Source organism: Desulfovibrio desulfuricans (genome assembly GCF_004801255.1).
Classification (GTDB): Bacteria; Desulfobacterota; Desulfovibrionia; order Desulfovibrionales; family Desulfovibrionaceae; genus Desulfovibrio; species Desulfovibrio desulfuricans_C.
Genome location: NZ_CP036295.1, coordinates 1,817,785 through 1,843,667, shown reverse-complemented (window position 1 = coordinate 1,843,667; position 25,883 = coordinate 1,817,785). Strand labels below are relative to the sequence as shown.

Annotated in this window: 20 protein-coding genes and 1 pseudogene; 6 read left to right on the top strand and 15 right to left on the bottom strand. The window is 61.8% G+C overall.

Going from position 1 to position 25,883, the window contains the following annotated elements; all coding sequences use genetic code 11:
- The first annotated feature begins 54 nt into the window (after positions 1-54).
- The 5 genes from xseA to dxs are packed head-to-tail and all read left to right on the top strand — an operon-like array spanning position 55 to position 5,563.
- Positions 55-1,572, top strand: coding sequence for an exodeoxyribonuclease VII large subunit (gene xseA, locus DDIC_RS07665; RefSeq protein ID WP_136399891.1), 1,518 nt, complete (start codon positions 55-57; stop codon positions 1,570-1,572).
- A gap of 1 nt (position 1,573) precedes the next feature.
- Positions 1,574-2,503 carry a M23 family metallopeptidase gene (locus tag DDIC_RS07660; protein ID WP_247647418.1) on the top strand — a complete coding sequence of 310 codons (930 nt, stop codon included), beginning with the start codon at positions 1,574-1,576 and terminating at the stop codon, positions 2,501-2,503.
- Positions 2,500-2,760 (top strand): exodeoxyribonuclease VII small subunit, encoded by a 261-nt coding sequence (xseB, locus tag DDIC_RS07655; RefSeq protein ID WP_136399890.1) that lies wholly within the window; start codon positions 2,500-2,502, stop codon positions 2,758-2,760. Before DDIC_RS07660 ends, xseB begins: the two co-directional genes overlap by 4 nt.
- Positions 2,761-2,763: 3 nt before the next feature.
- Positions 2,764-3,657, top strand: coding sequence for a polyprenyl synthetase family protein (locus DDIC_RS07650; protein ID WP_136399889.1), 894 nt, complete (start codon positions 2,764-2,766; stop codon positions 3,655-3,657).
- Between the two features lies 1 nt (position 3,658).
- Positions 3,659-5,563: a 1-deoxy-D-xylulose-5-phosphate synthase gene (dxs, locus tag DDIC_RS07645; RefSeq protein WP_136399888.1), complete on the top strand. Its 1,905-nt coding sequence runs from the start codon at positions 3,659-3,661 to the stop codon at positions 5,561-5,563.
- A gap of 178 nt (positions 5,564-5,741) precedes the next feature.
- On the opposite strand, the gene DDIC_RS07640 is transcribed toward dxs, so the two are convergent.
- The 15 genes and pseudogenes from DDIC_RS07640 to DDIC_RS07570 all read right to left on the bottom strand — a co-directional run bounded on the left by DDIC_RS07640 (position 5,742) and on the right by DDIC_RS07570 (position 22,363).
- A complete protein-coding gene (locus DDIC_RS07640; RefSeq protein WP_136399887.1) occupies positions 5,742-6,287 on the bottom strand; it encodes a serine/threonine protein kinase in 546 nt (181 codons plus the stop codon).
- Positions 6,287-7,039, bottom strand: a complete 753-nt coding sequence (gene queC / locus DDIC_RS07635) for a 7-cyano-7-deazaguanine synthase QueC (protein WP_136399886.1) — start codon at positions 7,037-7,039, stop codon at positions 6,287-6,289. Before queC ends, DDIC_RS07640 begins: the two co-directional genes overlap by 1 nt.
- Positions 7,036-7,523: pseudogene (locus tag DDIC_RS14095) on the bottom strand (thermonuclease family protein). Before DDIC_RS14095 ends, queC begins: the two are co-directional and overlap by 4 nt.
- A gap of 351 nt (positions 7,524-7,874) precedes the next feature.
- Entirely contained in the window at positions 7,875-9,644 is a 1,770-nt protein-coding gene (gene rpoD / locus DDIC_RS07625; protein ID WP_136399885.1) for an RNA polymerase sigma factor RpoD, read from the bottom strand.
- On the bottom strand, positions 9,631-11,364 hold the full coding sequence (dnaG, locus tag DDIC_RS07620) for a DNA primase (protein WP_136399884.1): 1,734 nt from the start codon (positions 11,362-11,364) through the stop codon (positions 9,631-9,633). The genes rpoD and dnaG overlap by 14 nt, the downstream gene beginning before the upstream one ends.
- Positions 11,365-11,382: 18 nt before the next feature.
- Positions 11,383-13,800 (bottom strand): endonuclease MutS2, encoded by a 2,418-nt coding sequence (locus tag DDIC_RS07615; RefSeq protein WP_136399883.1) that lies wholly within the window; start codon positions 13,798-13,800, stop codon positions 11,383-11,385.
- A 12-nt stretch (positions 13,801-13,812) separates the two neighbouring features.
- A complete protein-coding gene (locus tag DDIC_RS07610; protein WP_136399882.1) occupies positions 13,813-14,031 on the bottom strand; it encodes a hypothetical protein in 219 nt (72 codons plus the stop codon).
- A gap of 67 nt (positions 14,032-14,098) precedes the next feature.
- Positions 14,099-14,566 carry a GatB/YqeY domain-containing protein gene (locus DDIC_RS07605; protein ID WP_136399881.1) on the bottom strand — a complete coding sequence of 156 codons (468 nt, stop codon included), beginning with the start codon at positions 14,564-14,566 and terminating at the stop codon, positions 14,099-14,101.
- A 157-nt stretch (positions 14,567-14,723) separates the two neighbouring features.
- Positions 14,724-14,927 (bottom strand): 30S ribosomal protein S21, encoded by a 204-nt coding sequence (gene rpsU / locus DDIC_RS07600; RefSeq protein WP_136401063.1) that lies wholly within the window; start codon positions 14,925-14,927, stop codon positions 14,724-14,726.
- Positions 14,928-15,220: 293 nt separating this feature from the next.
- The gene (locus DDIC_RS07595) at positions 15,221-15,493 is read right to left on the bottom strand and encodes an HU family DNA-binding protein (RefSeq protein WP_136399880.1); all 273 of its coding nucleotides are present in this window, start codon (positions 15,491-15,493) and stop codon (positions 15,221-15,223) included.
- A gap of 110 nt (positions 15,494-15,603) precedes the next feature.
- Positions 15,604-16,425: a 16S rRNA (adenine(1518)-N(6)/adenine(1519)-N(6))-dimethyltransferase RsmA gene (gene rsmA / locus DDIC_RS07590; protein WP_136399879.1), complete on the bottom strand. Its 822-nt coding sequence runs from the start codon at positions 16,423-16,425 to the stop codon at positions 15,604-15,606.
- Positions 16,426-16,431: 6 nt separating this feature from the next.
- Complete coding sequence (gene fusA / locus DDIC_RS07585) at positions 16,432-18,474, bottom strand: elongation factor G (protein WP_136399878.1); 2,043 nt, start codon at positions 18,472-18,474, stop codon at positions 16,432-16,434.
- A 182-nt stretch (positions 18,475-18,656) separates the two neighbouring features.
- The gene (locus DDIC_RS07580; protein WP_136399877.1) at positions 18,657-19,529 is read right to left on the bottom strand and encodes a hypothetical protein; all 873 of its coding nucleotides are present in this window, start codon (positions 19,527-19,529) and stop codon (positions 18,657-18,659) included.
- Between the two features lie 14 nt (positions 19,530-19,543).
- Positions 19,544-20,947: an argininosuccinate lyase gene (gene argH / locus DDIC_RS07575; RefSeq protein ID WP_136399876.1), complete on the bottom strand. Its 1,404-nt coding sequence runs from the start codon at positions 20,945-20,947 to the stop codon at positions 19,544-19,546.
- A gap of 210 nt (positions 20,948-21,157) precedes the next feature.
- On the bottom strand, positions 21,158-22,363 hold the full coding sequence (locus tag DDIC_RS07570) for an argininosuccinate synthase (protein ID WP_136399875.1): 1,206 nt from the start codon (positions 22,361-22,363) through the stop codon (positions 21,158-21,160).
- 277 nt (positions 22,364-22,640) lie between these two features.
- On the opposite strand from DDIC_RS07570, the gene carB reads away from it, so the two are divergent.
- A complete protein-coding gene (gene carB / locus DDIC_RS07565) occupies positions 22,641-25,883 on the top strand; it encodes a carbamoyl-phosphate synthase large subunit (RefSeq protein ID WP_136399874.1) in 3,243 nt (1,080 codons plus the stop codon).

Genomic DNA, 25,883 nt, shown 5'->3' with positions numbered 1-25,883 from the left:
CTTTCGACAACGCAGCCCCAGCAAGGCCTCAATATCTGCCTTGCACGGAGCACCATGCAGGAAGCCATACTGTCTGTCCGTGAGCTTACGGAGCAGCTGCGCAAAACGCTCGAGGGGCGTTTTCCCTTTGTCTGGGTGCGGGGCGAGGTGACCAACCTTACCCGTCCCAACTCGGGGCACGTCTACTTTACGCTCAAGGATGCGGACGCCCAGTTGCAGTGCGTGTGGTTTCGCCACATGCAGCGGCAGACCAGCCAGGGCTTTGACCCGCTGACGGGCGAGGTCTTTGATTCGCCGCGCCCGTCGCCGCTGGAGCTTTTGCGCAACGGCCTTGATGTGCTGTGCGCCGGGCGCATCACGCTGTATGCCCCGCGCGGGCAGTACCAGCTGGCCGTGGAGCTGATGCAGCCAGCGGGCGAGGGGCTGTTGGCGCAGGCCTTTGAGGCCAGCAAGCGCAAGCTGGCGGCTCTGGGATATTTCAACCGCGAGCGCAAGCGGCCCCTGCCGCACGATCCGCAGCGGGTGGCGCTCATCACCTCGCCAACGGGCGCGGCCATTCACGATTTTATGGAGCTGGCGTCCAGCCGTGGCAGCGGGGCGCGCATCCGTCTGTTTCCGGCTCTGGTGCAGGGGGCTGAGGCCGCCCCGGCCATTGTGCGGGCGCTGCAGCAGGCCAACGAGCAGGGCTGGGCGCAGGTTATCGTGCTGGTGCGCGGCGGCGGCTCGCTGGAAGACCTGTGGGCCTTTAATGAAGAGGCCGTGGCCGAGGCCGTATTTGAGTCGCGCCTGCCGGTGCTGGCGGGCATCGGGCATGAGGTGGACGTTACCCTTGCCGACATGACGGCAGATTTGCGCGCGGCAACGCCCTCGCACGCGGCGCAACTGCTCTGGCCCGCGCGGGCCGAACTTTTTCAGCTGGTGGACGAGGCGGAGGCAGCCCTGGTGCGTGCCGCACGGCGGCGGCTTGAAACGGCGGGGCAACGTCTTGCCCAGTACGAAAGCGCCCTGCGCTGGTTTTCGCCCATGCGGCATCAGGCCCGCCTTTGGGAACAGCTTGAAGGCCTGCACCACCGCCTGCAGCGGGCCGCCCTGCAGTGGGTCGAAAGCGTCGAAGCCCGGCGCGACCGCCTTGCACGTGCGCTGCGGACAGCCCTGAGCCCGGCGCGGCTGGACTTGCTGGCCAGCAGGGTTGACGCGCTTGCGGCCAATATGGCGGCAGCCATGCCGCGCCTGCTGACAGCCCAACAGCAACGGCTTGATGCCGCTCACCAGCGTCTGCAAACGGCAGAGCAGGAAATGCTCGCCCGTTCGGGGCGCGAGCTGGATAAACTGGAATTTGCGCTGTCGGCGGCCAACCCGCTTGCACCGCTCAAACGGGGCTATGCGCTGGTGCGCGGCGCGGATGGCGGTTTGCTGCGCTCGGTAGCGGCAGCCCCTGTGGGCAGCGCCATATCTGTGCGGCTGGCGGACGGCAGCCTTGCCGCCGTGGTTAGCAAGGTGCAGCCGGATGCGGAACGATCCGCCGCGTCAGAAGTCGCACAGGTTGCCCAAAAACAAGGACGGAAGAGCTGATATGTCCGTATCTGTGCCTGTACGCCTCATCATGGCGCTGCTGACGTGGAGCATCTGTCTGGGAGGGACTGCCGCGCTGGCTGCGCCCTCGCTCATACTTGACGCGCCAGAGTCCGTAGCCAGGGGCGACGCCTTTCCCGCTTTGGCGGTCAGCAACGCGCCTGCCAAGACGTTTACTTTCCGTTGGCTGGGCAAAACCTATGAGGCCAGGGCCGAGCAGGTGAGCACCAACACTGCTGCCGGGGCTACCCCCCGCTGGCAGGCTGTCATGCTGCTGCCCGTGCCGCTGGAAGAAAAAGAATCGGCGCGCGATCTTGCCGTGGCCACGGGCAACGGCAAGGATGCCCCAGCGGCGACCCGCCAAATTACTTTTTTTGACAAAGACCGCCCGGTGCAAAAGATCACTGTGGATAAAAAATACGTTGACCCTCCGGCGGCTGAGATGGCGCGCATCAAGGCCGACAGGGAGCTTGTGCGTCAGGCGCTGGCCCAGCGCCTGCCTGAACGTTTGTGGGTTTTGCCCTTTGTGCGGCCTGTGCCCGGCGACGTCTCAAGCCTGTACGGACTCAAGCGAGTGTTCAACGGCCAGCCGCGCGGCGTGCACAAGGGGCTTGATCTGCGCGGCCCGCAGGGGCAGCCGGTACTTGCCTGCGCAGACGGCCAGGTGGGGCTTACGGGTAATTTGTACTTCTCTGGTAATGTAGTGTACATCAATCACGGCGAAGGGGTGTTTACCGCGTATCTGCACCTCTCTGAAATACTGGTGCAAAATGGCGACAAGGTGCGCAAGGGCCAGGTTGTGGGGCTGGTTGGCGCTACCGGGCGCGTGACCGGGCCGCATCTGCATCTTTCACTCATGGTGCAGGGCGAGTCGGTTGACCCGCAGCCTTTTTTGACCACCGCCAACGCCGTTAAGGAAAAAAATCCATGAGCGCCAAAACTGACAATACTTTTGAAAAAAAGATGGCCCGGCTTCAGGAAATTGTGGCGGCGCTCGAAAACGGCGATCTGCCTCTGGAAAAGGGCATGGCTCTGTATAAGGAAGGTGCTGCCTGCTCACGCTATTGCCGCGAGCAGCTGGAAAAAGCCCGTCACGAGCTTGAGGTCTGGCAGGATGGTCAGGCGCAGCCGCTGCAGACGCGAGCAGTGGCCGATGGCGGGCTGAACGCAGAAGAGGAGGCGGAATAGGCGATGATGTGCGTTGCTGACATGAAGGCCCTGCTGCACGCGCGGGGCAAGGATGTGGAAGCCTATCTGGCCACCTGCCTTGACGGGCGCGACATGCCCCAGAGGCTCAAGGATTCCATGCTGTACAGTCTTCAGGCCGGGGGCAAGCGCCTGCGGCCGGTTTTGTGCCTGAGCACGGCGGCGCTGTGCGGCCTTTCGCCGCAGCGGGCAATGCCTTTTGCCGCTTCCATCGAGATGATCCACACCTATTCGCTTATTCACGACGACCTGCCCGCCATGGACGACGACGACCTGCGCCGCGGCAAGCCCTCAAACCACAAGGCCTTTGACGAGGCCACGGCCATTCTTGCTGGCGACGGGCTGCTTACCGACGCCTTTGTTGTCATGTGCCGTACCCCCGAAGCGCCGGAACGCGTGCTTGCGGCTGTTGCCGAGCTTGCGCTGGCGGCGGGGTCTTCCGGCATGGTGGGCGGACAGGAATGGGACATGATCTATACCGGCGCTACCTCCATTACGCTTGAGCAGATGCGCGCCGTGCACGCCATGAAGACAGGGGCGCTCCTGCGGGCGTCGTGCCTGTGCGGCGCCATACTTGCCGGGGCGGAGCAACCCGCCCGCGAGGCCATAGCCGCGTATGGCGCTGCGCTTGGCGTAGCCTTTCAGATTGCAGACGATATACTCGACGTCGTGTCCGACACCGCGACCCTGGGCAAACCGGCCGGCAGCGACGAGGAGCAGGGCAAGAGCACCTATCCCGCGCTGCTGGGGCTTGAAAAAAGCCGCGAACTTGCGCGTGAGCAGGCGCTGGCTGCCCAGAAGGCGCTGGCCTCGTTTGACGGGCCGGAGGCGGATTTTTTGCGGGCATTGGCCGACTACACGGTAAACAGGGCGGCCTGAGATGGATACGACAGAGCAAAGCGCCTTGCTGGACGGCATTGAAAACCCGGCCCAGCTGAACAAATTTTCGGACGCGCAGCTTGCGCAACTGGCTGCCGAGGTGCGCAGCCGCATCATTGAGACTGTTTCACGCAACGGCGGGCATCTTGCGCCCTCGCTGGGCGTGGTGGAGCTGACGCTGGCCCTGCTGGCCACGTTTAATGTGGAGCACGACAAGCTTATCTGGGACGTGGGCCATCAGGCCTATGCCTACAAGCTGCTGACGGGCCGGGCCAAAAACTTTCACACCCTGCGGTCTTTTGGCGGTATTTCCGGCTTTCCGCGTATGGCGGAGAGTCCGTACGACCATTTTGGGGTGGGGCATTCCTCCACATCCATCTCGGCGGCGTTGGGCATGGCGCTGGCCCGCGACCTCTCCTGTCTCAAGCACCATGTGCTGGCCGTTATCGGCGACGGTTCACTGACCGCAGGCGAGGCCTTTGAAGGCCTCAACCTGGCCGGACATATGGGGCGGCGGCTCATTGTGGTGCTCAACGACAACGAGATGTCCATCTCGCCCAACGTGGGGGCGCTGTCGCTGTTTTTGAGCCGCACTCTTTCGCAGCGCTGGGTGCGCCAGACCCGCAAGGAAGTGCTCAATTTTTTGCGCTCCATACCGCGCATCGGGCAAAAGCTGGCGGTCTACGCCATGCGCGGCGAGTGGAGCTTCAAGTCTTTCTTTACGCCGGGCATGCTGTTCGAGGCCTTTCGCTTTAACTACATCGGCCCGGTGGACGGGCACGACATCACGAGCCTGCGCCGTCACCTCGAGATGGCCGCCGCCATTGAGGACGGCCCGGTACTGCTGCATGTGCGCACCCAAAAGGGCAAGGGCTATGGCCCGGCGGAAAAAAACCCCACCCTGTACCATGGCATCGGCCTGTTTACGCCCGAAACAGGGCAGCCGGTGGCTTCCACAGCAAAAGTGCCGTCGTTTACCTCGGTGTTCAGCAATACGCTGGTCGAACTGGCCGAGCATAACGATAAGATTATCGCCATAACGGCGGCCATGCCAGAAGGCACGGGTACGGACAAATTCCGCGCGCGGTTCCCCGACCGGTTTGTGGATGTGGGCATTTGCGAGCAACACGCCGTAACCTTTGCGGCAGGCCTTGCCAGTCAGGGATACAGGCCCGCGCTTGCGGTGTACTCAACCTTTTTGCAGCGCTCGTACGACCAGGTGGTGCACGACGTATGCCTGCAAAACCTGCCGGTGACCTTTTGCGTTGACCGGGCGGGCCTTGTGGGCGAGGACGGGGCCACGCACCACGGCGCATTTGACATCGCCTACCTGCGGCATATCCCCAACATTACCATGCTGGCCCCGCGCAACGAAAATCTGCTGCGCCACTGTCTGCACACGGCCCTGTGCCACCCCGGCCCCTGCTCCCTGCGTTACCCGCGCGGCAGCGCCTTTGGCGTTGCCCCGGACGGCGCGCCCCGTCTGCTGACCCCCGGCAGGGGCGAAGTGTTGCAGCAGGGCGAGGGCCTTGCCGTCATAGCCGTAGGCAACCGCGCCCACCCGGCCCTTGAGGCTGCGACGATTGTTGAGCGGCAGACAGGCGTAAAACCTTTTGTGTTTGACCCCGTGTGGCTTAAACCCCTGCCCGAAGAGCAGCTGGCTGATATCGCCGCATCCTTTGACCGCATCCTGATGGTTGAAGAAGGCGTGCTGGCTGGCGGTTTTTCATCTGCCGTGCTGGAATTCTGGAACGATCACGGTCTCATGCGCGGCCAGCGCATCAAGCGCCTTGGCCTGCCCGACCATTTTGTGGAGCACGGCAGCCAGCTGCGCCTGCGCGAGCTTGTAGGCCTGCGCACCAACAACATTGCCCAGGCCATGCTGGAACTGCTGGAAAAAAAATAGGGCAGCAGAGAGCTTTTTTAAAAAAACGCCGGGATGTTGAACGCTGCGTACATGCGTACGTGAGCATCAAAATCCCGGCGTTATGCATTTGGGGGTAAGGTTGGTTTTGCGGCAATGCGCCCGATTGGTCCGGTCATCAGCGACCGTCGGCACAGTAAAGATATTACGCGGCAGAGCGTTATTCCGGCTGAATGTCGTACTGCTCCAGCTTGTCCCATATAGCGCTGATGACCATGGCCATAATGGCCGCAAGGCGGGCTTTGGCGTGGTCGTCCGGCGGGGTTGCCTGACCGCGCAGGTTGGCGGCCTGCACCGCAAGGCGCTGGCAGAAAAGCTCGGGGCAGCGCACCTGCTGCTCCTGCGCAAGCAGGGGCATATACTGGGCAAAGGGGCCGTCCACAAAGGCGGTGACGGCGGCTTCCATGGCCTGTTCGTCCGCCGGGGCGTCATTGCTGCCGGCAGCGGTCAGCAGATTGCGCGTCTGCCGCAGGTAAGCCAAAAATACTGTATTGGGCGCATGCTGCATCAGGGCCGCCGTGACCACAGCATGGACAAAAGCCCGCCACTCGGAGCAAAACATCTCCGCCCCTGGGCCGGAAAGGTATTCGTCGGGCATGTGCGCGCTGCTGGCCATGTTGATGATGTCAACGGTTTTGCTGTTGAGTTCAAAGAGTATGCAGGCCGCTTGCACGCCCTGCGCGGCGCTGAGCTGTTTTTTGGACATCAGGCGTCATCCTTTTGCCGGTTTTGCGCGGCCTGCTCCTCCGCATAGGCGGTATAGCCAGCGGCGCGCAGCCGACAGGCCGGGCAGGCGCCGCAGCCGTAGCCCCAGGGCTGGCGCTGTCCGCGCTGGCCCTGGTAGCAGGTGTGGCTTTCTTCCACAATCAGGTCTACCAGGGGGTCGCCGCCAAGCTCGCGGGCAAGCATCCAGGCGTCTTTTTTGCTGCGCCACATAAGCGGCGTGTGCAGGGTGTAGTGCGCGTCCATACCGGTGTTTACCGCCACCTGCATGGCCTTGATGCTGTCGTCGCGGCAGTCGGGATAGCCGGAATAATCGCTCTGACAGACCCCCAGCACCATGTGCCGGATGTTTTTGGCATAGGCCCAGGCGGCCGCGTGCAAAATAAAGATAAGGTTGCGGCCCGGCACAAAGGTATTGGGCAGTCCGTTGGCTCCGTGCTCGTCGATGGGCGTGTCCGAGGTCAGGGCCGTATCGGCCAGCTGGCGAAAAATATCGATGTTGAGCAGGGCATCCGGCCCAAGGCGGCTGGCCCACAGGGGGTTGAGCCGCGCAAGGCCCTCGCGTACGCGCTGGCGGCAGGCGAGTTCTACAGAATGCCGCTGGCCGTAGTCAAAACCCAGGGTCAGCACCCGCTGAAAGCGGCTGAGCGCCCAGGCAAGGCAGGTGGCGGAATCCTGCCCGCCAGAAAAAACGACAAGTGCCTGTTGTTCCAGCAGCGGCGAGGTGGTGTTCATTTTACTGTAGGCCAAAAGTTGCAGGGTCTGGCCGGGGCGTACCCAGCCATAAATGCGTCCATAAGTGTGCCAAAAAACACGCGGTTACGTGGTTTTATATGCTGTACCTCGGCACAGTCGGTGGGGAAAAACCGCATGGATTCGCGGTTGCCAAGGTAGGTTTTTTTGGCGGCGGGCAGGGTGAGCAGATGCGCCCACAAGCCGCGCCGGGCCGCTATGGCCTCATGCTGGAACTTGCGCAGCCGCTCCAGAAAATGGGGGTTGAGGTCGCTGTGCGGGTAGACAAAGGCAGCGCCGTTGCGAACCAGGGTATCTGAAAGCGAGCGCCCGTCGGCAGGACAACGTCGGCCACAATGCGGCCATAATGATCCTTGCCCTTGGCGTCTACGGCCACAAGGCGCACTTCCTTGCCCTGCGCCAGTTGGGTCAGCTGGTCCATGGCCTCGCGCGCGTAGTACTGCGGCCTGGTTTTGCCATGGTCCATCTCGGGCGTATCTATGCCCGCCAGGCGAACAGTGCGCCTGTCGGTGAGCTTGAGGGTGTCGCCGTCAAAGCACTTGGCTACCTTGCCCTGCGGGTTGGCGATCTGCTCGGCGGCAGGGGCTGGCCCGGCGTAGGCTGCGAGTGCCAGCAGGCACAGGACAACCAGTGCAACGGCCTGTAGTGTAACATGATTTTTGCCGTCCCAAAGAGAGGGCCTGCGTATAAACTTTGGCATTTTGCTCAGCATGGGTGCTATGCTCATCCGTTGCTGTCGGTGTGGCGCAATGCGCAGGGGCAACAACTACCTCGCAAGCCCGGCAGCAGGTAACTCGTCGGGCTTGCGAGGAAATAATCAGTTTTCGTAGTAGGAACGCAGAGGTTGGCTGCGGACGGGATGGCGGAGTTTGCGCAGCGCCTTGGCCTCGATCTGCCGGATGCGTTCACGCGTGACGTTAAAGAGCTTGCCCACTTCTTCAAGGGTGTGGTCGCTCTTTTCTGCAATGCCAAAGCGTTTGCGCAGCACCTGCTCCTCACGGGGAGTAAGGTCGGCCAGCACGGCGGCCAGCTGCTCGGAAAGTTTGGTGTTGATGACTTCTTCAGCTGGCGCAACGGCTTTTTTGTCTTCAATAAAGTCGCCGAGGCTCGAATCTTCTTCATCACCGATGGGCGTCTCAAGCGAGATGGGCTCTTTGGCGATTTTGAGCACCTTTTTGACTTTTTCCACCGGGTACTCCATACGCTCGGCAATTTCCTCGGGGGTGGGGTCGCGCCCCAGCTCCTGCACAAGGTAGCGCGAGGTGCGGATAAGCTTGTTGATGGTTTCGATCATGTGCACGGGGATACGGATGGTGCGGGCCTGGTCCGCAATGGCGCGGGTGATGGCCTGACGTATCCACCATGTGGCGTAGGTGGAAAACTTGTACCCGCGCTGGTATTCAAACTTGTCCACGGCCTTCATGAGGCCGATGTTGCCTTCCTGAATCAGGTCAAGGAACTGCAGGCCGCGGTTGGTGTACTTTTTGGCAATGGACACGACCAGGCGCAGGTTGGAGCGGATAAGCTCCTGCTTGGCGCGCATGGCGGCGGTATTGCCACGCTTGATGCGCCACAGCACTTCTTCGAGATCAGTGACGTTGTGGCAGCATTTTTCCTGCAGGCGGCTGAGAATTTCGATCTTGCCGATGATCATTTCCTTGAACGAAAACAGCTCGTCCACACTCAGCTTGAGGTCGCGGGCCGCATCGTTGGGGTTTACCTCGCGCTTGTCCAGGCCGTCGAACATTGCCTGAATTTCCGCCTGGGTACGCCCGGTGGAAAGGATATAGGCCGAAAGGTCGCGCTGGCAGTTGTGCATCTGGCGTACGTAGTCTTCGACCGTTTCAATGATGCGATCGATGAGCGTTTTTTCCAGCTTGATGTCGCGCAGGCGGGTGACGATTTCGTCCTTGAAGCTGATGATTTCTTTTTGCACTGCGGTGACGCGGCGGTCCATGCAGGCGCAGGCATCGAGCTTTTTGTAAATCTTGCGCTTTTTCTTGAAGGTCTGTTTAATTTCGTCCAGCAGCAGAATAACGCGGGTGCGCTGGTTCATTTCGTCTTCGCTGGGGTCGTCCTCTTCAATGGTTTTGACCACATCTTTAAGCTTGACGCGGTTCTGGCGCAGGTCTTCGCCCACATTGATGAGTTCTTCAACGGCCACAGGCACTTCGACCAGGGCGTACAGCACGTCCTGCTCGCCCATTTCGATCTTTTTGGCGATAACAACTTCGCCGTCGCGGTCGAGCAGGGGCACGGCGCCCATTTCGCGCAGGTACATGCGCACGGGGTCGGTGCTGCGCGAGGAATAGTCTGCTGTGTCCTCGTCTTCAGTCAGATCCAGCGAACCTTCGGTAATGTCTTCGTCAGTTTCGGTGGTGGCGGCGGAAATCTTTTTTCCGTCCTTTTCCGAATCAACAATGACGATTTCGAGCTGTTCAAAGATGCCGATTATTTCCTCAAACTGCTCAGGCGTGCTCATTTCGACGGGCAGGGCCTTGTTGACCTCTTCAAAGGTCAGAAAGCCCGCCCCTTTGCCTTTGGCAATAAGGGTTTGTATCTGCTGGATATCTTTAAGATTGCTCATGCCCTTTCTCCAAGGTTTCCTTAAGTGCGCGAAGATAATCCAAATCAGCTTCAAAGTCACCTATGCCGGTATTGGCCCGCATGGCCGCCGACAATGATGATGCCTGTGCTGACGCGTAATATCGGTCTAGCGACTGTCGCAACAATTCCAGTTCCTTTTCGCCGCTGTCGCATGGCGCGGCTTCCGGGCCGCGACATTTGCACCAGAAGTTTTTTTCCCGTTCGTCAAGCTGATGAAACACTTCTTCCGGGCCGTGGGTTTCTATCTTGTCCCACAGCCGCCGTGCTATATCAGACCTCAGGGCAAGGTCTGCCCCCATTTCCTGCATGTCACGCAGGCGGTGGGGGTAGCGCACGGCAAACATCATTATTTGTCGGTCGCGTATATTCTGCCGCGACCGGGCAGTCGATACCGGCTGGGCCTGTCCGTCCTTGCGCTGCCCGCGCGTGCCCGCGAGGCCCTCGCGCAGGTCGGCTTCCGAAAGCTGCAGGTGCGCCGCCAGCCGTGAAATATACGGGCTGATCAGCTCGGGGATATCAAGCTGGCGCAAAAAGTTGTGCGCCCATTCCACCGTTTCGCGCGGGGCAAGGGCCTTGAGCACATCCACGCAAAAGCGCAGTCCGTCCGGGGCCTGGGCCTGCAAAGCCTCAAAGGCATCCGGCCCTGCGCCGCGCAGCAGGCTGTCTATGTCTTCACCCTCGGGCATGATTACCACGCTGCACGAAAGGCCGCGCGTGAGCAGCATTTCGCACGAGCGCAACGCCGCCTTGCGTCCGGCACGGTCGCCGTCAAACAGCAGCGTCATCTGCGATGCAAAACCCGAAAGGCGTTTTATCTGCTCGGGCGTCAGCGCCGTACCCAGTACGCCCACGGCATTGTCGTAGCCGAACTGGTGCAGGGTGAGCACATCCATGTATCCTTCAGTCAACAGCGCGCGGCCCTTGGTGACGATGCCCCGCCGCGCCTGCGCCAGCCCGTAGAGGTGCTCGCCCTTTTTATAAAGGGGCGTGTCGGCGCTGTTGATGTACTTGGCTTCTTCCTCATCGGCGATTATACGGCCGCCAAAGGCGATAATCTGGTTTGACAGGCTCTTGATGGGGAAGATGAGCCGCCCGCGAAACCTGTCGTAAGGCCTCCCGGCGCTTGATTGCCCCACCAACCCGGCCTCTGCGGCCATACGCAGGTCAAAACCCGCCCTGCGCAGGGCATCAGCCAGCGACTGCCATTCACGCCTGGCCCAGCCAAGGCCAAAGCGCTGTACAATCTCATCGCTCAAACCGCGTTTTTCTATATAGCGTCTACATTCATCAGCCTCAGGACTTTGCAGGGCCGAGGCAAAATGGCCTGCCGCCAGCTCGTACATGCGCAGCATCTGCTGCCGCGCCGAGCGCTGTTTGCGCTCCTGTCCGTCACGCTGGGGGTCGCGTGGGCCCCGGTCAATGGTAACGCCCGCCTCGGCTGCCAGCTGCTCAAGTGTTTCTTTAAAATCAAGCCCGTTGATGCGGCTGTAAAAATCAAAAACGTCGCCCGATGCGTGGCAGCCAAAACAGTAAAAAAGGCCCTGGTCTTCATTGACCGAAAACGACGGCTTGGTTTCCTGATGGAAGGGGCAGGGCGCCACCCAGCGCGGCCCGTTGCGCTTCAGCTCCACATAACGGCGCACCACGTCAACGATGTTGATGCGCTCTTTGATGGCGCGGATTGCATCCCTCGACTGCATGGGTCACACGCCCGTATGTTAGCGAAAGTTTACTATAGTCATGCCGTCGCCGCCTCGGTCTTCCGGAGCAAGGGCAAACTGCCCCACAGCCGGAAAGTCCCGCAAAAATTCGTGCACCTGCCGACGCAGCGCGCCCGTGCCCCTGCCGTGCACCACCTCTACCTCGGCAAAACCGGCAAGCAGGGCCTTGTCCAAAAAACGCTCAAGCTCGGCTATGGCCACGTCGGCCCGCATGCCGCGCATGTCAAGGCGCAATGAGGCGGCCGAATCGTCGGACGTGCGACCCACAACGCCTCTGGGGGCGCTTTTTGCCTGGCCTTGCGGGGTTGATGCCTGACCCGGCACGCGCAAGGTCTTCATCTCGGCCCACAGGTTGACGCCGTTCATGTCCAGGCGCACACGGCCACGGCGCTCGTCCACGTCTGTGATAACCCCGCGCTTGTTAAACACGGTGTGCAGCACCTGCTGCCCGGGCGCGAACGTCTGCGGCCGGGGCAAAACAGACTGGTTTTCAGCCGTTTCGTCCTGCGTGGGAGCCAGCGAGGCGCGCAGACGCGACATTTCTTTAAGCGCCTGCTTGTGGGTGGCGCGGCCTTCCTTCCAGGCGCGCATGAGCTCGCCTGCCTTGGTGCGTACCTCGTCGTGCAGGCGTGTACGCTCCTTGTCCAGCTTTTCCCTGAGGTCCTGCGTCTGACGGCGGGCTTTATCCTGCTCGCGCTTGAGCTCGGCCAGTTCTTCCTCTCGTTTGGCGGCCAGGTCGTTGAGCCTGCCCAGCAGGGCCGTGGCGTCCTGCCCGTCCTGCAGCAGATAGTGCTCGGCCCGGCGTACAATGCTCTCGGCAAGCCCGTGCTCGCGGGCCACATCAAGGGCCTGACTGGCGCCCACCTGATCATAGGCCAGCCGGAACAGGGGCTTTTTACTTTGCGGATCAAACAGCATGGAGGCCGCCCGTGCGCCTTCACGCGTAAGGGCATAGCTCTTGAGCGCGGGAAAATGCGTTGCCGACAGAACAAAGGTATGTTTGTCCAGCAATTCGTCAAGTACTGCCTGTGCAAGGGCCGCGCCCTGGGCCGGGTCTGTGCCTGCGCCAAATTCGTCAAGCAGCACGAGGCTGCTTGCGTCCAGGTGACGCCAGGCCTTGGCAAGGTGCTCAATCTGGGCGGTAAAGGTAGAGACGTTGTCGGCAAGGCTTTGCTCGTCGCCAATAAAGGCGTCGAGGCGACTGAACCAGGGCAGGTGCGAGCCAGCGCCCACGGGCACGGGCAGGCCGCTCAGGGTCATGGCCGCAATAAGGCCCAGGGTTTTGAGGCACACGGTTTTGCCGCCCGCGTTGCCGCCGGTGATGACGAGCGCACGCTCGCCAGGGCGCAGCACGATGTCCAGAGGCCGCACCTTGCTTTGTGCAGCGGCGCTGGCGGCTGCCTTGGCGTCCTTGGCTTTGTCCCTGGCACATTCGGCAGTGCGGTTGAGCAGCAGCAGGGGATGGCGCGCCTCAAGCAACTGAATGCCCTCGGCCACTGGCGTCAGGGGCAGGCAGCGCCCGTCAAAAAGTGCGGCAAGCCTGCGTTTGGCCTGCAAAACGTCGAGCTGGGCCAGCAGCTCGAGGGCCGCGCGCGCACCGGGCAGCTCGGCCTCAAGCAGGGTGCGCAGGTAGACGAGGACCTTGCGTTCTTCTTCGCGCTCTTCGCGCTTCAGCTCCTGCAGACGGTTGTTGATTTCAACCAGAAACATGGGTTCAAAATAGCAGGTCTCGCCTGTCTGCGACCAGTCGTGGATGATGCCCTGCATGCGGCCCTTGAAGTTGGCCTTGAGCGGCAGCACGTAGCGGTCGGACGAGAGCGTCATAAACTCGTCCTGCAAATAGGCCAGCATATTGTACTGCTGGGCAAAATCCTTGACCTTGCGCATGCAGCTTTGGTGCAGGCGGCGCAGTTCGCCGCGCAGGCGGTACAGCTCGGGCGAACTTTCGTCGCGCAGCAGGCCGTCGTCAGATATGCAGCGCAACAGAGCCGCGGTGAGCTGCGCAGGCAGGGGAGAGCCGTCGGCCATGGCCAGCAGATGCGGCCAGCGGGTTGAGGCTTCGGGCTGGGCAATGGCGGCGTGGGCATCCCTGGCAAGGCGCAGCACTTCACACAGCGCCCAAAAGGCGTCCACATCGGGCTGAAAGGCATGGGCGCGGCTGACAGCCGCAGCGCGCAGCAGACCGCTCACATCAGGGAAGGAGCAAACGCAAAAAACCGCGCCGCCGGTTGCCGGGCGGCTGGCCCAGTCGGCGGCTTCCTCATATATGCGGGCGGCAAGCGTCACGGCATTCGCATTTTCCAGCGGGGCAATGGCCTGGGCGCGCTCGCGCCCAACGCCCGAGAGACACAGTGAGGCAAGGTGCTCGGCAATGCGGTGAAATTCAAGAGCGGTGAGCGTGCGGGCGTGGATCATGCGGTAACTGCCTCAAAAGCGTTTGGGTATGCGCAGCACAAAGGGCTCGCGCCCGTGATGCGTGCGTAAAAGTCGTGAACCGTCGGGCAGGTCAGCCTTGCGCAAGAGCTCGGCAATCTTTACTGGTGGCTGCGCAGGCGGCAATGCCGCAAGGCGCTGCCGGGCCGTCGCCCCGTGGGCGCAAGAGAGCTGTGCAAGGCTGGCTGTTCCAAGACGAGGCGACTCCCGCAAGATTGCATGCCAACTCAAAACGGGACACGGAAACGGGGCTTTCCCCAAATGGAAAAGCGGCTGCCGCCTAAGGCTGCAAACGCTTTTTGACTGCTTCAGACAGGGCCTTGCCGTCTACACGGCCCTTGTGCCCCGCCATGATGGCAGAGATGACCTTGCCCATATCCTTGGGAGAAGTAGCGCCCACCTCGGCCACGGTGGCATCGATAAGGGTGGCCAGCTCTTCGGTCGAGAGGGGCTTTGGCAGGTATTCCTTGAGAACAACAAGCTCGGCGGCTTCCTTGTCGGCTAGATCGCTGCGGCCCGCAGCCGTAAACTGGTCGATGGAGTCCTGCCGCTGCTTGCCCTCCTTGATGATGAGGTCAAGCATCTCCTCATCGGCAAGGCTGCCGCCAGGACGTTTGAGATCCACCAGGCGATTTTTTACCGCCGTTTTGAGGAGGCGCAGTACGGTAAGGCGCACACTGTCCTTGGCTTTGTAGGCCCGGACGTAGTCTTTGTCGATCTGCTCAAAAAGCGTGGTGGTGACGGTCATGGCGGTGGTGGGGTGAAGGGTGGAGAAAAGCAGAAAACGCGGGAAGCCCGAGGGGCCTCCCGCATAACTGGCCGAATGAACAGGGGCGGCGTCAGATGCCGCGCGGCCTGCCGCTTTGGCGGGCTGTGCCCGACAAGACGGCGCAAGGCGTTGCCGCCTAGGCCATGTTCATCTTCCTGATTTTTTTCAACAGCCGCTTCCGGGCGGCGGCCTTCTTCTTTTTGCGCATAACGCTGGGCTTTTCGTAGTGCTGGCGCTTCTTCATTTCAGAAAGAATGCCGGCCTTTTCTACCTGCTTCTTAAAGCGGCGCAGTGCGATGTCGAAGTTATAGTCGTCGTCGTTAAGAAAAACTCCGGGCAAGAAAATCACCCCCTTCGGCGGTGGGGCATGGTCAACGACCATAGCCCTCAAAATATGAACTGCCGTTGTAGCTCCCCCCTGAAAAAAAGGCAAGCCCCTAGTGCGGAAAAATAAATATTTTCCACAACCAGCCTGGCAGTTTCAATGCCCGGCGCCGCAGCCCAAAACCAGACAGCCCCCCAATATGCGACTGCGGTTTATGCGGTGCGGCAAGTCAACAACAAAGCCCAACGGCCTCTCAGTCGTTGGCGCAAAGCAAAAAGCCGTTATGCACAGGGCATAACGGCTTAAACTCAGTTCAGGGAGTCCTTGAGCATCTTGCCAGGACGGAATTTGAGAATTTTGCAGGCTGGGATGGTGAGCGTGTCGCCCGTGCGGGGGTTGCGCCCCTGGCGAGCTTTACGTGTTTCGACCGCAAAGGTGCCAAAGCCCGTGAGGGTCAGCTTGGATTCTTTAACCAGAGCGTCTTCAACAGAGCCAAGAAAAGCATTAAGTGCACGTTCGGCGGCAGCCTTGGTCAGATTTGCCTTGGCGGCGATTTTTTCAACCAGATCAGCTTTAGTCATCAGCACATCCTCCTGAAAATTTCCCCGGCTTGAGTTGTTCTGTCAGCATACAGCGAGGCAAATAATGCCACGCATTACGTTTAATGGACAGTGCGTAAACTCAAAGCTTTTTATGCATTATTGTCAAGCTGCTCGGCCCAAAAAGCGGCCAGTGCCTGAAAATCTTTATTGGCAAGGGCCTCGGGCCGCAGGCTTGGGTCGAGGCCGGTTTTTTCCAGGGCCGCCTCAAGGCCGGGCTGGCCGCTGCGCCGAAAGACGCCGCCAAGCTGTTTGCGGCGCTGCTGAAAGCACACGCGCAAAAGCCGCGCCAGCACCTCGGGGTGGGCAGGCCTGCTCTCTGGCGGCAGCGGTTCAAACGAAAGCACGGCCGAATCTACCTTGGGCGGAGGGCTAAAGGCCCCTGGCCCCACAATAAACTCCATGCGCGGGCGGGCGTAGCTTTGCACCCATACCGAGAGCGCGCCGTAGTGGTTTGTGTTGGGTTGCGCCGCCAGCCGTTGTCCTACCTCTTTTTGCACCATAAATGCCGCCCGCTGCCAGCCAGTTGCGCGCGAGACAATGTCCCAGATGAGGGGCGAGGCCACGTTGTACGGCAGATTGCCGATGATCTTCCAGGGGGTTTGGGGCGTGATGCGCCGCCAGTCAAAGCGCAGTGCGTCGGTCAGCACCGCCTGGGTGCGGGCCTCGCCAAGGCGTTGGCGCTCTGCCGCCCAGTGGTTGTCTTTTTCAAGCAACAGCAGGCGGGCATGGGGCTGTTCTTCAATGGCGCGGGTCAGAGCACCGGGGCCGGGGCCGATCTCCAGCACCATATCTTCGGGCCGGGGCAACAGCAGCATGGCGATGCGGCGGCAGATATCCTCGCGCTTCAAAAAATGCTGCCCAAGGCTCTTTTTGGCGCGGGGCTGGCCGTGTGTTGATTCGTGTTGCTGCATGGTTCCTCAGGGCAGGTCAAAACGGTCAAAAGTCATCACCAGCCCTGTGCGGCCCTGCGTGGCCGAGCGCAGCGAGGTGGAAAAGCCAAACAGGCGGCGCAGGGGCGCTGTACCGCGCAGGGTCTTGCGCCCGCCATGGTCTTCCATATCCTCGACCTTGCCGCCGCAGGTCGTAAACAGTGTAATGGACGCGCCCAAAAAGTCCTCTGGAGCGGTAATTTCCACGCGCATCACTGGTTCCATAACCACAGGCGTTGCAGCCGCCAGAGCTTCGCGCAGGGCCTGACCGGCAGCCATGCGGCAACCGGGGATAGTGGTCACCCCCTCCTGCCTGTCCACAGCGGTGAGCGTGACAGCCACGTCTTCCACAGGGTAGCCCGTGAGATCGCCGCTTTGCAGGGCGTCGCGCACGCCTTCAAGGGCGGCGTCAAGGTAGACCCTGGGCAGAATTTTGCGGGCCTCGGCGGCATCCTGCGGCAAAAAATCGCCCACTTCAACCGTGTTGCCCGTGCCTCTGGCGCGCGGAGCCACGCGCAGGGCCGCAGAACCCTGATGACGCTCCTTGCCCAGCTCCTTGTCAAACACAGCGGCCGCCTCGGCCTCCTTGCGTACAGTTTCGCGCAGCACCACCTGCGGATTGCTCGCGCGGGGGCTGATGCCGTATTCGCGCTTCATGCGTTCAAGCAGCACGTCCAGATGCAGCTCTCCCATGCCGGAGACCATGCGCGTACCGGTGTCGTCGTCGAGCCGCGCCAGCAGGGTGGGGTCTTCTTCGGTATAGCGGGCGAGGGCTTCGTCCAGAATCTTGCTTTCGTCAGCGTTGCGGGGCTCAAGCGCCAGCGTGATGACAGGCGCGTAGGCGTCGATGCTCTCCAGCAAAAGCTGCCGCTCGCGGGCGGTATAGGTCTCGCCCGTGCGGGCCGAACGCAGGCCGACAACCACCACGATTTCTCCCGCCCCGGCGCATTCGAGCTGCTCGCGCCGGTCGGCGTGGGGGCGGTAGATGCGGCCAAGACGGTCGTCCTTGCCGCTTGCCGTGTTGCGCAGGTTTTCCCCTTCATGGATGCGGCCCGCGTACATGCGCAAAAAGGCCAGCTTGCGGCCGTTTTCCAGCAATACCTTGAAGACCAGGGCCACGGCGGGCGCGTCGGGCGTTGCCTCCACCACAATGTCGCGGCCTTCGGCGTCGCGGCCCACCGGGGCGGGCACATCGACGGGCGAGGGCAGCAGGCTGCACACGGCGTCGAGCACGGGCTGCACGCCCATGTTGCGCAGGGCCGAGCCGCAAAATACGGGCGTGAGCGTACGGGCAAGCGTGGCGCGGCGCAGGGCGGCGTTGACGTCGGTCAGGGTAAACGCGCCCTCGAGATAACGGTCCACAAAGGCGTCGTCGGCCTCGGCCAGTTTTTCCAGCAGGGTTTCGCGCCAGGGAGCGGCGAGGGCGGCTTCTTGCTCGGTAAACGGCGCGCGGTGCATGGTCTGCCCCTGATCAGCCTGATCAAAGGTCAGGGTCTGCTCATTGACCAGATCAAGCACGGCGCTAAAATTTTCGCCCTGGCCCAAGGGAATGGTGACCGCCACGGCGTTTGCCTGCAGGCGCTGGCGCATGGCCTCAAGCACGGCCTCAAAATCCGCGCCCAGCCGGTCTATCTTATTGATGAAGGCGATCTTGGGCACGCCAAAATCTTCCGACTGCCGCCATACGGTCTCTGACTGCGGCTCAACCCCGCCCACGGCGCAAAAAACGCCCACGGCTCCGTCCAGCACGCGCAGGGATCGCTCCACCTCAATGGTAAAGTCCACATGGCCGGGGGTGTCGATGAGGTTGATGGTATTTTCGCCCCACTGGCAGGTGGTGCAGGCGGACATGATGGTGATGCCCCGCTCCTGCTCCTCGGGCATGTAGTCCATGGTGGCCGCGCCGTCGTGCACCTCGCCCATGCGGTGGATTTTGCGGCTGTAAAAGAGCATGCGCTCCGAGAGCGTGGTCTTGCCCGCGTCGATATGGGCAATAATGCCTATGTTGCGGATATGCTTGATGCTGGGCATGGCTTTGCTCCCAAAACGTGATGTCTCTGAATGATTACGGCTTTTTCAGGCGCAGGGCAAGGATGGCCGCAACGGCTTTTCCTGGTGGGAAAGGCCGGGCAGACCGCCTGCAAGTATCCCTGGCGATGGGCGTATGCAGAAGGTAAACGACCGGACGCCGAGCACGGCGCAACCGCTATGGATTAGAGCAGCCCGAAGGCTTGCCGCTGCACGCGGAAAAAGTCGGGCGTGAGGCCGGGATGCAGCCAGAAGCCCTCGCAGCCCGGCGTGAACGCCGGCGCGCCGCTGTAAGGGAAGGGACCGGTACGCCGCTCGCGGCAATGCCCAAGGGCCGCCACTGGCGCAAGGTAGGTGGCGTCGGGGGTGAGGCGCAGCGAGGTATCGAGCGCCGCGTCCAGCGCCTCGGCCTGGGCAAAGGCCAGAGCCTCAAGGTCAAAGGCCTCAGGCTTGGGCAGGCACAGCACGGGCGAACGGCGTTCTTCATAGCAGGGCAGTTCCAGCGCCCGCGCGGCTCCGGCCACGCCGTCCAGTTCGCCCCTGTGCAGCAGCACCAGCCTGCCAGGCCCCGGCTGGGTTTCTTCCAGCAGGGTGCAGAGGCCAGCGCTGTCCATGACAAAAATATCTTCCACTCCTGCCAGCTCAAGCGTTACCAGCGCGTTGCCAGCGGGCGCGCCGCCCACGCACACGGCCCCGACCAGCGGCACGCCGCCCAGCAGGGCGGGTACGCAGGCGGCGGCAAGACGGGCTGCAGCGGCGTATGCGGGCGTAAAGGCAATGACGGCCCAGGGCGCGGGGTGCGAGATTGCGCGCCGCCAGAAGCCCAGATGCGTGTTGCGCACCTCGCTGCGCTGGCTGGCGGTGCTTTCGCCAAAGTGCATGTGCGCCAGCGCCAGCCCTGTTTTGACTGCGGCTCGCAGGTGCGCGGGGGTAGCCTCGTAGGCGGCTGCGGCCAGCGCGTCGTCCAGTCGGGCGTCTTCCGCCCACTGGGGCCAGCAGACGGGGGAGGGAGCTTCCGCCCCCTGCTCCTGCCGCAATTCGGTATCAAACTGGGACATGGCGTCTACCTCGCTCAGTCGTTATCCTTGCCGAGAATCTGGCCAAGCCAGTAGCGCATCTGTTCGAGCTGGGTTTCCACCGAACGGGGGCCTGTGCCGCCGGGGGTTTCGCGGCGGCTTACGGCTGCAGCGTATTCCAGAATCGCATACACCGAATCGTCGATACGCGGTTCAAGAGTCTGAAGCTCGCCAAGGGTGAGGTCTTCAAGGCCCTTGCCCGCCTTTTCGGCCATGGCTACGGCCTGCCCGGTGATGTGGTGCGCCTCGCGGAAGGGAATGCCCTTGCCCACAAGGTAATCGGCCAGCTCTGTGGCGTTGAGGAACCCGGCCTTGCAGGCCTCGCGCATGCGGTCGGTGCGGAAGGTCAGCTCCTGCAGCATGCCCGCCATGAGCCGCAGCGATGCCTCAACCGTGCGGTCGGCATCGAGGAAACCTTCCTTGTCTTCCTGCATGTCGCGGTTGTAGGCCAGAGGCAGGCCCTTCATGACCGTGAGCAGGCCGGTGAGAGCGCCGTAGACGCGCCCCGTCTTGCCGCGCATGAGTTCGGCCACGTCGGGGTTTTTCTTTTGCGGCATGATGGACGAGCCGGTGGAGTACCCGTCGGACAGGCGCACAAAGCCAAAAGCCGGGTTGGCCCAGAGGATGATCTCTTCGCACAGGCGCGACAGATGCATCATGATGGTTGAGCCGTCAAAAAGGGCCTCAAGCACAAAGTCGCGGTCAGATACGGCATCCATGGAGTTGGCGTAAATTTTGGCAAAGCCCACCTCGTCGGCCACGCTCTGCGGGTCGAGAGGGTAGGTTGTTCCGGCCAGGGCCGCAGCGCCGAGGGGTGAAACGCGTACGCGTTCAAGGGTGTCTTCAAGGCGCATGGCGTCGCGGCGGAACATGGAGGCGTAGGCCAGCAGGTGGTGGGCAAGGCTTACTGGCTGGGCGGGCTGCATGTGGGTGCAGCCGGGCAGGATGTCCGTCGTATGCTCCGCAGCCTTGTCGGCGAGCACAGAGCACAAAAAGGCGGCGCGCTGACGCCATGTTTCGAGCCGGTCGGCCACAAACAGCCGAAAGGTCAGGCCCACCTGGTCGTTGCGGCTGCGGCCCGTATGCAGCTTTTTGCCCACGTCGCCCACAAGCTCGGTCAGGCGCGCTTCAATATTCATGTGCACGTCTTCAAGCTCGGGCTTCCACACAAAGCTGCCCGTTTCGATTTCTTCGCGCACGCGGTCCAGACCGTTGACCAGCGCCCGCGCCTCGCTCTGGCTGATGACGCCCTGACGGCCCAGCATGCGGGCATGCGCCTGCGAAGCGCGGATGTCCTGCGCGTAGAGCGCCCTGTCATAGGACTGCGAATCAGTGTACTGGGCCACGGCTTCCTTGGGGCCTTCGGCAAAGCGGCCGCCCCAGCTCTGGTTGGTCTTCATGGTCTGTCCGTTTTCAGTAAAAAATGGATCGGGGGAAACAGCGCAGCCCGAGGCAAACGCAGCTTCCCCCGGAACCTGCTCCGTAAACATTCCGCAAGGCGGCTGATGCCGCCAAAGGCCGGGCCAGTACGGCGCAGGCTCCGGGAAAAGCGCCCGATATTTGCAGCCCCGCGCGCCCAGGCCGTAGCCGGGAGGCGCGGGGTATTCAGTCTACTTGCCCAGCTTGCCCTGCACAGCGGCGTGCAAACGCAGGCGCAGGCTGTTGAGGCGGATAAAGCCCGCGGCGTCTTTGTGATCGTAGTTGCCGCCCTCAAAGGTGGCCAGATCTTCGGAAAAGAGCGAGTTGGGGGAGGTGCGGGCCAGGGGCCACACTCCGCCCTTGTACAGCTTGGCGCGCACCGTGCCGGTTACGCACTCCTGCGACTTGTCCATAAAGACCTGCATGGTTTCGCGCTCGGGCGAATACCAAAAGCCGTTGTACACGCACTGCGAGTAGCGCACGGCCAGCATGTCGCGGATGCCGAGCAGCTCGCGGTCCATGCAGATGCCCTCGAGGTCGCGGTGCAGGGCAAACAGCAGCGTACCGGCGGGGTTTTCGTACACGCCCCGGCACTTCATGCCCACAAAGCGGTTTTCAACCATGTCGTCGCGGCCAATGCCGTTGCGCCCGGCGATTTCGCTCAGGGTTTTGATGACGGCGGCGGGGGAGAGGCGCTGACCGTTGACGGCCACGGGGTTGCCGTGCTCAAAGTCGACGCTGATGAGCTCGGGCGTGTCGGGGGCCTGCTCCACAGGCACGCAGCGCTGATGGCACGAGGCGTCGGGCGCGTTGCCGGGGTTTTCCAGCTCGCTGCCTTCAAAGCTCGTGTGCATCATGTTGGCGTCCATGCTGTAGCGCTTGGCGTCGCTCGAAATGGGTATGCCGTGCTTTTCGGCAAAGGCCGTGAGGGCCGTGCGCGACATGAGATCCCATTCGCGCCAGGGAGCGATGACCTTAATGTCGGGCGCCAGGGCGCTGACGGCAAATTCAAAACGCACCTGGTCGTTGCCCTTGCCGGTGGCGCCGTGGGCCACGGCGTCAGCGCCTTCCTTGCGGGCGATGTCCACAAGGGCCTTGGCGATCAGCGGGCGGGCGATGGAGGTGCCCAGCAGGTAACGGTTTTCGTAGCGGGCAGCGCCGCGCATCATGGGAAAGACAAAGTCCTTGGCCATTTCTTCGCGCAGATCAAGCACATAGGCCTTGGAAGCGCCGGTTTTGAGCGCTTTTGCCTCCACGCCCGAAAGGTCTTCGGGCTGGCCAAGGTCGGCTGTAACGGCGATGACCTCGCAGTGGTAGGTCTCGATAAGCCATTTAAGGATAACAGAAGTATCAAGCCCGCCCGAATAGGCGAGAACGACTTTTTTTACATTTTGCATGTGGTGCTCCCCTTGTGGATTCAAGGCAAAAATTATTGCTCAAAAAAAAGTGCGAGGCAAGGGCTTTGTGCCGCCTGTCCGCGTATGGCTGCGGGCCAGCGCCCGCAATGCGTGCGCTGCCGCGAGCGTGCGGGCGGTTTGCAAGCTTCTGTATTCATTGGCCACAGGAAAAACTTGACTTTTATACCAGCTGTGGAATAAAAACAATCGTTTTATGCAATTCGGCGCGCCTGTGCCGCGTCATTACCTCTGATCTCCAAATCCGCAGGAAAGTTCAATGCCCAAGCGTACGGATTTACACAAAATTCTTGTCATCGGCGCGGGCCCCATCATCATCGGCCAGGGCTGCGAGTTTGACTACTCCGGCTCACAGGCCGTGAAGGCCCTGAAAGAAGAAGGGTACGAGGTGGTGCTGGTCAACTCCAACCCGGCTACCATCATGACCGATCCGCATATGGCTGACGCCACCTATGTGGAACCCATCGAGCAGGAAACCCTTGCCGCAATCATCCGAAAAGAGCGCCCCGACGCTCTCTTGCCTACGCTTGGCGGTCAGACGGCTTTGAACGCCGCTCTTGGGCTTGCCAAGAGCGGCGTTTTGGCGGAATGCGGCGTTGAGCTTATCGGCGCGCGCGCCGACGTCATTGAAAAGGCCGAAAGCCGCGAGCTGTTTCGCGAGGCCATGGAAAAAATCGGCCTCAAAATGCCCGCCAGCGGCATTGCCCGCAATATGGAAGACGTGCGCCAGCTCGGCAACGTGCTGCCCTTCCCGCTGATTATCCGCCCGGCCTTTACGCTTGGCGGCACCGGTGGCGGCGTGGCCTACAATATGGAAGATCTCGAAGTCATCGCGGCCAGCGGCCTTTCGGCCAGCCCCACCTCCGAGGTCATGATCGAGCAGAGCGTGCTTGGCTGGAAAGAAATTGAAATGGAAGTAATGCGCGACGCCAAGGACAACTGCGTCATCATCTGCTCCATTGAAAACTTTGATCCCATGGGCGTGCATACGGGCGACTCCATCACCGTGGCCCCGGTGCAGACCCTCTCTGACGCCGAATACCAGAACATCCGCGACTTCTCCATCGCCATCATGCGCGAGATAGGCGTGGAAACTGGCGGCAGCAACGTGCAGTTTGGCATCAACCCCGCCAACGGCGAGGTAGTGGTTATCGAAATGAACCCGCGCGTATCGCGCTCGTCGGCGCTGGCCTCAAAGGCCACGGGTTTTCCCATTGCCAAAATCGCCGCCAAGCTGGCCGTGGGCTACACGCTTGACGAACTGAGCAACGACATCACCCGCGAGACCGTGGCCAGCTTCGAGCCCGCCATTGACTACTGCGTGGTCAAGATCCCGCGCTTCACCTTTGAAAAATTCCCCGGCGCCAAGGACGAGCTCACCACCTCCATGAAGAGCGTGGGCGAAGCCATGAGCATTGGCCGCACCTTCAAGGAGGCCCTGCAGAAGGGCCTGCGCTCCATGGAAATCGGCGCAACGGGCCTTGGCTACGGCTTTCGCTCCGAGCTGCCCGACCGCGAGACCATCCTTGAAGCCCTGCACCGGCCCAACTCGCGGCGCATTTTTGTTCTGCGTCAGGCCATTGTGGCCGGTATCAGCGAAGAAGAAATCTTTGCGGTTTCGTCCATCGACCCCTGGTTTATCCGCCAGGTGCGCGACATCGTGGATATGGAAAAGCGCATCTGCAACTTTGGCCTTGCCAACGACATGACCACCGCCAACGCGGCGCTGGCCGACATGCTGCGCGAAGCCAAGGAATACGGCTTTTCCGACCGGCAGCTGGCGGAGATGTGGAAGCTGCCCGAGGCCGAGATTCGCCATATGCGCACCGCGATGAAGGTGCAGCCCACCTATTATCTCGTGGATACCTGCGCGGCGGAGTTTGAGGCCTATACCCCCTATTTTTACTCCACCTACGAACGCGGCGAAGAAATCAAGGTCGAAGACCGCCGCAAGGTGCTTATCCTTGGCGGCGGCCCCAACCGCATCGGCCAGGGCATCGAGTTTGACTACTGCTGCTGCCACGCCTCGTTTGCCCTGCGCGACGCAGGCGTCATGGCCGTCATGGTCAACTCGAACCCCGAAACCGTTTCCACAGACTATGACACGTCTGACAGGCTCTACTTTGAGCCGCTTACCTTTGAAGACGTGATGAACATTGTGGAAAAGGAAAAGCCCGAGGGCGTCATTGTGCAATTTGGCGGCCAGACCCCGCTGAACCTTGCCGTGCCGCTCATGCGCGCGGGCGTGCCCATCATGGGCACCAGCCCCGACGCCATTGACCGCGCCGAAGACCGCGAGCGCTTTCAGGCGCTTATTGAAAAGCTTGGCCTGCTGCAACCGCCGAACGGCATTGCCATGAGCCTTGAAGACGCCCTTAAAGTGGCCGAGCGCATCACCTATCCGGTGGTTGTGCGGCCCAGCTACGTGCTTGGCGGCCGCGCCATGGCCGTGGTGTACGACGCAGCCGAACTCAAGGAGTACTTTCACGCCCAGGTTCCGCAAAAACCGGAACACCCCATCCTCATCGACAAGTTTCTTGAGCATGCGGTGGAAGTGGACGTGGACGCCCTGTCGGACGGCAAGGAAGTGTACGTGGCGGGCATCATGGAGCACATTGAAGAGGCTGGCATCCACTCCGGCGACTCGGCCTGCGTGCTGCCCTCGTACTCGCTTTCGTACGACCATGTGTCCCGTATCGCCGTGCAGGCCGAGGCCCTTGCCCGCGAGCTCAAGGTCGTGGGCCTCATGAACATCCAGTTTGCCATCAAGGGCGATGATATCTATATACTCGAAGTAAACCCGCGCGCCTCGCGTACCGCGCCCTTTGTGTCCAAGGCCACGGGCGTGCCCCTGCCGTACCTGGCTACCCAGGTCATGCTGGGCAAAACGCTTGAAGAGCTGGACCCCTGGAGCATGCGCAAGGGCGGGTTTACCTGCGTCAAGGAGGCCGTGCTGCCCTTCCAGCGCTTCCCCGGCGTGGACGTTATTCTGGGACCCGAAATGCACTCCACCGGCGAGGTCATGGGCATGGGTTCCAATTTTGGCGAGGCGTTTCTCAAAAGCCAGCTGGGCGCTGGTCAGGTGCTGCCGCAGGGTGGCAAGCTCTTTTTGTCGGTCAACGACCGCGACAAGCCCTACCTGCCCGAAGTGGCCGACATGTTCGCCAGGCTTGGCTTCCATCTGCTGGCCACTCGCGGCACCGCAGCTGTGCTGCGCGAGCACGGGCTTGAGGTGGAAGAAGTGCTCAAGGTTTACGAAGGACGGCCCAACATCGTTGATCTGCTCATCAACCACGAGGTGGCCCTGGTTATCAATACGGCATCGGGCAAGCACACGGCCAGGGATTCCAAGGCCATCCGCCACGCGGCCCTGACATACAAGGTCCCTTACTGCACCACCATCGCCGCAGCGCGCGCCACGGCCACGGCCATTGGTTCGCGTCGGGCCGAGACCCATGTGGAAAGTCTGCAGGAATACTACGCGCGGGAAGCGCGGGGGTAA